Below are 9,810 nucleotides of genomic sequence, written 5' to 3' on the forward strand. Positions count from 1 at the left end.
AGCCTTTTCCAAAAACAGCTCTAGTTTCGGTCCAGAGCGTAGCGATGTCTACTAAAGTTAAGCTATAAACAAATTCTCCAGCTAGTGAGCCGCCACAGTGAGCAACGGTATCACTTTCAAGAAATCCCGGCACATTTATGTCCCAAATATTTTCTTGTATGGGAATTTCTTCGCGAAAAACACCTGGTCTCGTAAACGACTTTCCTCGCTTAGCTCTATAGCGCTTAAGTAGTCTGTCAATTGTTGGCGCGCTCACAGTCAATAGCTTTTCCCTAACTTCTGGCAAAAAACATTCATGTTCCATTTCTACATAGGGCAGCCATGCTGGCATTGCCGACTTCAAATGCCGAGAGCACATAAAACGGGTTGTCTTCCACATAAATCTAAGCGCATCCAAAAATGCCTTGTCTTGATATTTAGATGGCCGACCAATCTTGCCAGTCTTCGTCTTCCGTTCAGCCTCAGAGCATAAATCGCCAATCATTAGCCTTTTAGCGTGCCTACGGCTGACCAAAAACCGAGTCTCTATCTCACTTAATAACTCGCCTTTCTCTCGCCGATTAGAATTCTCATAACGCTTGCAGAACCAGCTGATTTCCCTCTCTCTTCCTGTCGTTCCCATATTTGTCATGCCTCCTTTCTTAGGGACATGACTTATGAGCCTTTAGCCTACCTAAACTTTTCTGAATCCTTTTCCTTCAGGGACATTCTTTTTGAGGCAAAACGTCCTCGGCATGAACCATTGCTAGCTTTCCCTTATATAGCTAAAGTCTTTCCAAGGCATCTTCGATAAAGCCAAAGCCAATTTGCTCTATAGCTGCTTCATTGATTTCGACAATAATAGCATCCTTGGAAAAAACATAATTCTCCCAATCGAGAGCCTCTCGGTCAATTGGCACTTTTACGCCTTTGGGGTAACTGTAATTTGTCTTAAAGTAGTAATAAAAAGCGCGATTTTTAAAAATGCGATGCTTATCAAAATAGTTTAAAACCGTCCAAAGAAAACTGTCCCCGACAATAACGACGTTAGGCCGCGTGGAACTCTGTAACTTAACGCCGCTGCTCTGGGGATAGCCAAGGCGTTGTTCTGAAAAAGGTTTAAGCGACCAAATGTTAAGGAGCAAAGCGAGGTCTTTATCGCATGGTGCTGCAGTGGTTCTTTCTAAAACAGGTTCACAATTAATGTTGATAAAAGATCTGCCGAGAATATTTTCGAGGCTTTTTATTATCCCACTTGCAACATAACAAGAAGCAAAACCAGACCAATGAGTCCCTCCCTTAGAAAAGACTGGATATTTACTCTCTGACTTTAATCGGCGAACTAAGGCTGGCCCATCAAAATAATTAACCTCCCTCTCCTCGAGAAGAGCTACAAAATTATCGTAATCGCGCGAAACATTTTTTTCCCATTTCCGCTGCGCTTTCGGAATGAATTCCGGATATGTAGCCGCTTTGCTGGGGCTAAGGAGAACGAGAAATCCAATTTTGCGATTTTTAAGTCTTTGCTGCAGAAGCTCCAGCGAACTCGCTATTTCTCTAAGCTTCGCCATAGGAATGCGCGGCTCGGCGTTCAAAGAATCTATATATAGGCGCTCATACAGATAATTGTCCTTACCGACAACCATTGGGGATCGATAGCTAGAAGATACTGTTCCAAAAACTGAATAGTTAAGCTGATTATCGGTTCGCACCAACGCATTCCTAAAACCAATGTTTTCCGAAAACCAACGCTCAAGGCCCTCCTGATATTCGCCCTTCCAAAAAGACGAAAAACTCGTCTTAGGGAAACTCTCCTTGGATTCCACCCCCATTAAGCGACGCTCCGCCACAAAAGCATACTTCATCTGCCACAATGGCGCGAAAATCAACGCAAAGTTAACTATTATGAACAGCCACTTCATAAGCTAAAAGCGAAAATATATAAAAGGGTGAAAGCTCGAATTAACCAAGAACGCCACCGACAAGATCGCGATAAGAAACGCCAACTGACCACGAACGACAATAGTCGACCATCTCAAGTGTTCCTTTTCCTCAAACAACTGCCAAACCCTGCTAGCTGGCAGAAAACTCAGAATGGCCGCCAGCGCGAACATAGCAATCGAACGAGAGCTAAAAAGCTCCGCCACGGTAGCCTCAAATCCTAAGCCAATATTGGAGAACGAAAATAGACATTTTACAAAGCTAGTGGCATGGGAGATATTTTCAGCTCGAAAAAAAACCCACCCTATCATCACCAAGAAAAATGTAACCGCGATATTCACAACTCGCGGAAGCTTGCTAGAAAGTTTCAACCAAAATAAGCGATCCAGAATTAGGCAAAACCCATGATACGCTCCCCAAAATATAAAAGTCCAATTAGCACCATGCCAAAGCCCAGATAGTAAAAACACAGTCCAAAGATTGACGTAAGTTCTAAACGTAGACAGGCGGTTTCCTCCTAGCGGTATGTAGAGGTATTCCTTCATCCAGTTCGAAAGCGAAATATGCCATCGCCGCCAGAATTCAGTTATGTTTTGGCTGATATATGGATGATTAAAATTTTCGACAAACTTAAAGCCCATAATTTTTCCAAGCCCTATTGCCATATCCGAGTAGCCGGAAAAATCAAAGAATATTTGAAAAGTATAACAACTAATGCCAATCCAAACCGCGTAAAAAGAAAGCCGATCGTCGCCTAAATTAAACACATTATTTGCCACCTCCCCCAGCGGATCTGCAATTAGGACTTTTTTTGCAAGCCCCACTGAGAACCTCAACACTCCAGCAAATATTAAATCGACTGAATGCAAGCGCCTAAGCAGCTGTCCTTGAATATCGTGATAGCGAAATATGGGTCCAGCAATGAGATGTGGAAAAAGCAGAAGAAAGAGCGCATAGCTGAGGAGATTTTTCGCCGGTGGAGTTACGCCGCGATAAACGTCCACTAGGTAGCTGATTTTTTCAAACGTAATAAACGATATTCCTATGGGCAAGGCCACTTCTAGCCAAGGCCAAGGAGAAAATCCAAAAGCACCGATAGCTGCGTTAATTTGTTCAACAAAAAAATTTGCATACTTAAAATAGAAAAATATGCTTAGGTTTAAGCCCACGGCGAAAGCTAAGAGTAATTTTCTCTTCTTTGCACCCTCAACGCAATTCACTATCGCCTTGCTAAACCAATAGTCGCAAATGCTCGTAAACACAATTACGGCTAAAAAGCGTGGCGCTCCCCAAGTATAAAACAAGGCGCTCCCCAATAAAGCCGTGTAATTCTTAAATCGAGATGGCGTAGAAAAATAAAACAGAAAGAACCAAGGCAAAAAACCAAAAATAAAAAGTAAAGAGCTAAAAGACATCTGGCTGCGACATGGTTACATTACAATATTACCAGTACCCTACGGCGAAGCCTCAACCACGTCGGGCCACAAAGCTATGCAACGGGGCTCGCTCATGTGGAACACCCCTAACTCATCGCCTAAACGTTGAAAACCATACCGTACAACCGCACCCCTAGCTCGCAAAAAATCCCTAGCGTCCTTGTCCCGCCGCCCATCCCGAAGAAGCTTATATCGAGCCAGCAACTCCTCATCTCGAATCAAATCAACGTCAACAAAGACCAAACAACGCGTATCGACAAAAACGCGACCTAGAGTTCTCACACCCCGCTTTGACTGCGCCATCTCTTCAATGCGAAGCTCATCAAAAGACTCATCCAATCCAGGAGCCTCGCCCTGAAACTTGGAATACATCACCATTAGCATCTTCTCGGGATCCCTAAATATCCTATAAAGCCCCGGCGATAATTCGATTAAACATCCCCCGTACCTCTCCACTAAGTCCTTAAAATCAAGGCTGATATCTCTAACGCTTCGCTCACTCCTTAGGAGACTTAGCGCTGGAGTGGCAAATTGCGAGTTGCCCAGCATGAATTGGTCAATTAAAACGACATATCCACTACTAACCCGCAATTCGTCGCCAGTATTGCCAATAACTTGCTCTGAGATTTCGTAACTCATATTTTTTTTTGGAGCCAAGAACTCATGCGGGTATTAACTTAACCTTAGTGACTGGCGAAAACGAGTACAAACTAAGCACATCCTCGATGTCTCCACGAGAGACATCTTGAATCTTTCGGAGCTCCTCCTGTAGCGTAAAGTACTGCTTCCTATATATCCAATCGTTCCCAACTGTCATCATGCGTTTCCGAGCACTCTCGCCACCTACGACTAGTCTTGTCGCTAGCTTGGTTTTTGCGCGCTCGAGATCATCGTCACTAAAATCCTTAGCTGTGTTCATGATGTTAACGACAATATCGCCCACCGAATCGATCTTTTCAGGCTCACTGCACGCATACGCATATATAATTCCAGTGCCATCCATGCAGTCGACATCTATATGCGCCGATTCAGCTAATCCCTTATCCACCAAATCCCAATACATCCGCGACCCACTTGTATCGCCCAAAATACAGCTTAGAACACCCGCCGCATATTGACATTCCTCTACCGCCGATGGTCCAGGCGTTACATAACATAGGTGTGCACAGTGAAGACCTTCCTTAGTCATTACCGTCTCGCTACGAGTTGGTTTATGAACCACCAGCTCGCGGTTTGCAAACCCACTAGACCAGCCACCACAGTGCCTACTAGCTAACTCGAAGAAACTGTCGTAATCAAATCTACCGCTGGCCACCAAAACCATATTTGCGGGAACATAGCGCCTCTCGAAATAAGCTTTCATTTGCGGCTGAGTGAGAGCTTTAATGCTTTCATTAGTTCCCAATACCGGATTACCCGCTGAGTGATTGCGGAAATGCTGCTGTAGCGAGGCTTCAAATAGCTGATACGTTGGCCTATCCTGATAAAGTGCGATTTCTTCTAAAATCACATTTTTCTCAGTGTTAAACTCCGTCACGTCTAGAGTAGAGCGCAACATGTCGCTAAGAATATCGAGAGCATCTCCCAAGTATTCTGGTAACACATAGGCATAATAGACGGTAGTCTCTTCACTCGTATAAGCATTGGCTTGCGCGCCAATCGCGCCTAACGCATAGGTTAGATCCAGAGCTGAGCGCCTAGCTGTACCCTTAAACATCATGTGTTCGAGAAAATGCGAAACCCCAGAAAGCTCCGGCGTCTCATCTCGCGCACCAGTTCGCACAAAAAACCCCACTGCAACACTTTCGGCAGACTCGCAGGTTTCTCCAATAACCGTAAGACCATTATCCAAGTTGGAACAATTAAACTTCACAGCGATAACTCCAAATTCATCTGAGGACCAAGAGTAACAAGCGTGACGGGCGAAACTCGATAAGCATCGAGATGGCGACAAAGCAAATCGTTATTGACGCTGTCAATAGCCGCCTTTATATCGCCTAAATCCCTAACCTCTCCCAAACTCCACCAATCGTTTGTCAAACGCGAGGCGCGAGCCGAACTAAGTTCTAGCTGGATAACCATCTTAGACTTAATATCAGCCTTAGCGCGCTTGAGTTCTTCATCTGTAACTCCGTTTTTTAAATTTTTCAATTCGCGCACCATGACACTTAAAGTTTGCTGTGCGTGTTCTGGCGTCGTCCCCGCATAAGCCGTGACTGATGCACGCCCAAGCGCGCCATTGTGACTAGCAGAAACCCGATACACCAGACCGCGCTTCTCGCGCACCTCAATAAAAAGTCTTCCAGCCATTCCTCCAGATAAAATCCCCACAGCGACTTTCGCCCTGTAATAATCATCGTGATCAATAGCGACACTTGGATACGCCAACGCAATCTGCAGTTGAGACGTGTCTTGCTCAAGATGAAAGGCGCGCGTCTCCTTGCTTAACGGCCCAGGTAACATCCTCTCGCTACTCCCCTTCCAAGAGCTAAAACTCGCCTCAACGACGCTCTTTATCTCCTCCCAATCGAAGTTACCAGCAACGCCAATTATAGTCCCATTCGCGACAAAGCCTTCTTTATAGTATTTTTTCAATAGCGCTCCACTAACCGCCTCGACTCCACTAGTCGTTCCCAAATTACAACGACCAAAGGGTTCTGGATAAAAGCGCCTAGAAAGCTCCACCATAACTTTGCTCGAAGGTTCATCCTCTAGCGATTTTAATTCCTGAATCACTACATCCTTTACGCTTCTTAGCTCCTCCTCAGGCAAATGCGGTTCGAGCAACATTTTAGCGTATAGCGGAATTATCTTTGAGAGATTCTCGCCCAAAGCCGAGCAGGAGAAGCAGCAGTGCTCCAGCCCTGCGGAACTTGCGCGATGCGCGCCGAGCTTCTCAAACTCCCAGGAGAGCTCCTTGCTATTAAATGGGCCGCCGCCCTTATTAAACATCTCCACAAGAATAGACGCACTTCCTTGCCTCTCTTCCGGATCTGTCACCGCGCCCATGGGCACCAAAATACTCATAGCAGCCGAGGAAACCTGCTTCATAGTTTCCCCTAGCAAAGTAATGCCGTTATCTAATCGATAAACTCTGACGGACTGATCAGCTTTCATAAACTCCCGTAAAATTATCTTTTTTACTTATACTGAATAAAAAATTGTATTTTAGATTTCCAATTTTCGCCATCCCAGAACTATTGTAAAATGAAAAATACCTTTGGATATTATACCATTTACAAAAAGGATTTTTGTAAATGGTATAAACAGCAAGTGCGTAAGCACTTGCCAATAAACAACAAATACTGTTTCCAAAAAGTAAAATATTTAACTTACTTTTTGGAAACGGTATAACTGCATGAGTAAGTAATTAGACGGCTACTGAACTCTTAAAGCATTTTTTGCGCTATAAACTTACTTCACGAGGAAATGTTAAATGACATTTGCTGACAATTGTAAATGTTACTATTGCGGAAAAATTCTCGGAATTATGGCTGGCAACGTGGGCAGGCGCGACACCTGTCAACATTGCCACCATGATTTAAGAACTTGCCATAATTGCAAATACTTCGATCGAAGTGCTTACAACGAGTGCAAAGAGCCAGTTGCAGAACGAGTAGTCGACAAAGATCAGGCTAATTTTTGCGATTACTTTTCGCTAGGAGCAATTGCTACTAGCGACGAAGCGGCGGATAGAGAGAAATGCCTTAAAGCTCTGGACGACTTATTTAGGTAAGGAGGTAAGGGCGTTTTCGGCGGCAGAAATAAAACTATCGAGCATCTCTTTTGTATGTGCCGTCGAGAGGAAGTTGCTCTCAAATGCTGACGGCGCAAGGTAGAAACCTTGGTCGAGCATCGAAAGGTAAAAGTGCTTAAAGAGATTTGCGTTAGTAGTCTTCGCATCGCGATAATTTCTAACATGAGATAGATTGGTGAAAAACAAACCTAGTAAAGAACCACAAGCAACAGCGCAAATAGGAACACTTACGCGCACTGCAAGCTTACGCATTTGACCTACCCAATAATTTGACAACTCCTCAAACTGTGGATACGGATTGCGCTTCTCAAGCAATTTTAGCTGCGAAATTCCAGCCGCCATTGCCAGGGGATTTCCCGACAATGTGCCAGCTTGATAAACCGAGCCACTTGGCGCAAGCATTTTCATAATGTCCTTTCGACCGCCAAAAGCACCAACCGGGAGCCCACCACCAATTACTTTTCCTAGCGTCGTTAAGTCAGGCGTCACCGCATATCTCGCTTGTGCTCCGCCTAAAGCCACTCGAAAACCGCTCATCACTTCGTCAAATATCAATACTATTCCATGGTTATCGCAAACCCTGCGCAGCGCTTGCAAGAAGCCATCTTCTGGTAGAACTAAACCCATATTCCCGGCTACAGGTTCGACAATTATGGCAGCGACCTTTTCGGCGCCAACTCGAGAAAGCACATCATTTAAGCTTTCTACATCATTATACTCGACGCTTATAGTTAGCTTCGCAACATCGGCAGGAACCCCAGGGCTCCCTGGAATTCCCAATGTGGCAACACCGCTTCCCGCTTCAACAAGCAAACTATCGGCATGGCCATGATAGCAACCGTTAAACTTAACTAAAATGTCGCGTTTCGTGTAAGCTCTGGCTAGTCTAATTGCGCTCATGGTAGCTTCCGTGCCAGAACTGACCATTCTCAGCATCGCAATTGAAGGAACCAACTTACAGATTAGTTCAGCTAGTTCGATCTCTAGTGACGTTGGCGCTCCGAAGCTCGTTCCGTGCATGAGCGCTTGAGATACCGATTCTATAATTTCCGGACACGAGTGCCCATTAATAATGGGGCCCCAAGAATTTACAAAATCATAAAAGATGTTTCCGTCGACGTCGGTAAGCGTAGCGCCGTGCGCTTCATTAATAAAAATTGGCTTACCACCCACTGACGAACACGCCCTCACCGGGCTATTAACTCCGCCTGGGATTATCTCCTTTGCTTTCTGAAACAAATATTCTGAGCGTTGATGTTCCAAGTTTTTTAGGATAACGCGCGATGACTTATTCCACTTCGCTAGCGGGGTGCACCAATATGCGCTTACATCCAGGACACTGGATTAAGCTGTTTCCAGCTAAAACCTGGTTATATGTCTGCGGTGGCAGTGCCCTAAAACAGCTACGGCATGAACCACTACTCGCAACAGAGACGGCATCTCCTGGATAGCGACTGCTAACTTTGTCATAGAGAGCAACCAGTCGCTCCTCGATAGAAAGCACCAACTTCTCCCGATCCTTTTCCACCTCCGCACGAGTATTAGCAACTTCTTCCAAAACCTTTTCGGTCTCTACGCTATCAGCCTCAAACTGCACTTCCAGTTTTTCCAGCGATTGGCGAAACTCTCCCAGTTGAGCTTCCAAAACATCTACCTGCTCAAGCGCCTTTATTGCATTCTCTTCAAGGACGCCCAATGCACGATTAGCCACGTCGATCTCGCGCTCCAAAACTTTCGCAAGCTTTGCCCCGCCGAGACTAACCAGCTGTTTGCGTCGATTTATGATTTTTTCATGCTCATCTCGCAGCCGATGCTCATCCATCACTTGTTTAAGCGAACCTTCGCGAACTGCCGCCTCGCATTCAGCAAGTCTAGCACGCCGATGTTGAATCTCCTGGCTAAAGAGCTTTCGCTTATCGACTAACTCGCCTTCCTGATTTCTAAGTTTAACTAATTTTGCGTCTGTCTCTGCTAAAGATAGCAACTGTTCACTTGCTTTTTTTGTCACGTTTAAACCACGAATATGATGCAAAAATACCTTATAAAACTAGAGCACTTGCGAGCACGTCTATCAAAAATCTGTGTTTTTTAAGCACTCATAATACGCAACGAGGAGGAGTACTGATATGCCACAACCAAATTGAGTCATGACAGTCGACAGAGGCGACAATGCTCGAAATTTGCATAACTTCATAGCACTAACGACATAGTTCATCAAGTGGAGAGATAAACATATCGGCTCAGATAGTTATGGCATTACAGGTCACCGCTCGCCTGATCGTCTAGCTCGCTTTTTAGCTGCATCAAAGTTCTGTGGCTAGCTGATACGCGTGCCTTTAGGGCGTCAATTTCCTCTTGTTGCCTAAGCTCTTCCTGCTCAGCAACATCTAGCCCCACGCCAGTTAAAAGCCCATTAACTAATCCCAATCCGGCGCCGATAGCAGCCCCTTCTGGCGTAGCATTTACCTGATTCCCAACAATAGCCCCGGCTCCTGAGCCCCAGGCAGTTCCAAGTATTACTCCCGCAGCAGTTTTGTCCGGACCTGGAGTTGGATAACAAGCCAAAGCACCAAGAAAGATTAAAACAGCGAAATAACGCTTAAACCCACTTTCCATCGAAAAACTCCCTAAATATGGCCATAGATACAATTAAACTTATCATACTGCATCTTTTTAAGAGCCTAGGGAACACAAAAA

At 45.0% G+C, this 9,810-nt stretch carries 10 protein-coding genes; 1 reads left to right on the forward strand and 9 read right to left on the reverse strand.

Translation table 11 applies throughout. The features are described 5' to 3' along the window. The 6 genes from IT291_08840 to IT291_08865 form a co-directional block, all read right to left on the reverse strand. Nucleotides 1–631, reverse strand: a 631-nt coding sequence (locus IT291_08840) for an integrase (GenBank protein MCC6221330.1), incomplete at its 3' end; no start/stop codon positions are given. A 133-nt stretch (nt 632–764) separates the two neighbouring features. Continuing rightward, nucleotides 765–1,844 carry a hypothetical protein gene (locus tag IT291_08845; protein MCC6221331.1) on the reverse strand — a complete coding sequence of 360 codons (1,080 nt, stop codon included), beginning with the start codon at nt 1,842–1,844 and terminating at the stop codon, nt 765–767. A gap of 60 nt (nt 1,845–1,904) precedes the next feature. Then, nucleotides 1,905–3,335, reverse strand: a complete 1,431-nt coding sequence (locus IT291_08850; GenBank protein MCC6221332.1) for an MBOAT family protein — start codon at nt 3,333–3,335, stop codon at nt 1,905–1,907. Nucleotides 3,336–3,374: 39 nt separating this feature from the next. Beyond that, nucleotides 3,375–3,995 carry a hypothetical protein gene (locus tag IT291_08855; GenBank protein MCC6221333.1) on the reverse strand — a complete coding sequence of 207 codons (621 nt, stop codon included), beginning with the start codon at nt 3,993–3,995 and terminating at the stop codon, nt 3,375–3,377. A gap of 22 nt (nt 3,996–4,017) precedes the next feature. Next, entirely contained in the window at nt 4,018–5,229 is a 1,212-nt protein-coding gene (locus IT291_08860; protein ID MCC6221334.1) for an insulinase family protein, read from the reverse strand. Then, a complete protein-coding gene (locus IT291_08865) occupies nt 5,226–6,473 on the reverse strand; it encodes an insulinase family protein (protein MCC6221335.1) in 1,248 nt (415 codons plus the stop codon). The genes IT291_08860 and IT291_08865 overlap by 4 nt, the downstream gene beginning before the upstream one ends. Nucleotides 6,474–6,792: 319 nt before the next feature. Between IT291_08865 and IT291_08870 the strand changes: the two genes are divergently transcribed. Beyond that, nucleotides 6,793–7,092, forward strand: coding sequence for a hypothetical protein (locus tag IT291_08870; protein ID MCC6221336.1), 300 nt, complete (start codon nt 6,793–6,795; stop codon nt 7,090–7,092). Here the strand turns inward: IT291_08870 and hemL are convergent. From hemL to IT291_08885, 3 genes are all read right to left on the reverse strand, one after another. After that, nucleotides 7,081–8,376, reverse strand: a complete 1,296-nt coding sequence (gene hemL / locus IT291_08875; GenBank protein ID MCC6221337.1) for a glutamate-1-semialdehyde 2,1-aminomutase — start codon at nt 8,374–8,376, stop codon at nt 7,081–7,083. The genes IT291_08870 and hemL overlap by 12 nt on opposite strands. A 25-nt stretch (nt 8,377–8,401) precedes the next feature. Beyond that, nucleotides 8,402–9,121 (reverse strand): hypothetical protein, encoded by a 720-nt coding sequence (locus IT291_08880; GenBank protein ID MCC6221338.1) that lies wholly within the window; start codon nt 9,119–9,121, stop codon nt 8,402–8,404. Between the two features lie 248 nt (nt 9,122–9,369). Then, entirely contained in the window at nt 9,370–9,729 is a 360-nt protein-coding gene (locus IT291_08885; protein MCC6221339.1) for a hypothetical protein, read from the reverse strand. Nucleotides 9,730–9,810: the final 81 nt, after the last annotated feature.

The sequence above is a fragment of the Deltaproteobacteria bacterium genome (assembly GCA_020845775.1).
Taxonomy (GTDB): Bacteria; Bdellovibrionota_C; UBA2361; order SZUA-149; family JADLFC01; genus JADLFC01.

Coding starts and splice junctions, on each gene's coding strand:
- IT291_08845 (MCC6221331.1), bottom strand. CDS start 1,844: ATGAAGTATGCTTTTGTGGCGGAGCGTCGCTTAATGGGGGTGGAATCC.
- IT291_08850 (MCC6221332.1), bottom strand. CDS start 3,335: ATGTCTTTTAGCTCTTTACTTTTTATTTTTGGTTTTTTGCCTTGGTTC.
- IT291_08855 (MCC6221333.1), bottom strand. CDS start 3,995: ATGAGTTACGAAATCTCAGAGCAAGTTATTGGCAATACTGGCGACGAA.
- IT291_08865 (MCC6221335.1), bottom strand. CDS start 6,473: ATGAAAGCTGATCAGTCCGTCAGAGTTTATCGATTAGATAACGGCATT.
- IT291_08870 (MCC6221336.1), top strand. CDS start 6,793: ATGACATTTGCTGACAATTGTAAATGTTACTATTGCGGAAAAATTCTC.
- IT291_08885 (MCC6221339.1), bottom strand. CDS start 9,729: ATGGAAAGTGGGTTTAAGCGTTATTTCGCTGTTTTAATCTTTCTTGGT.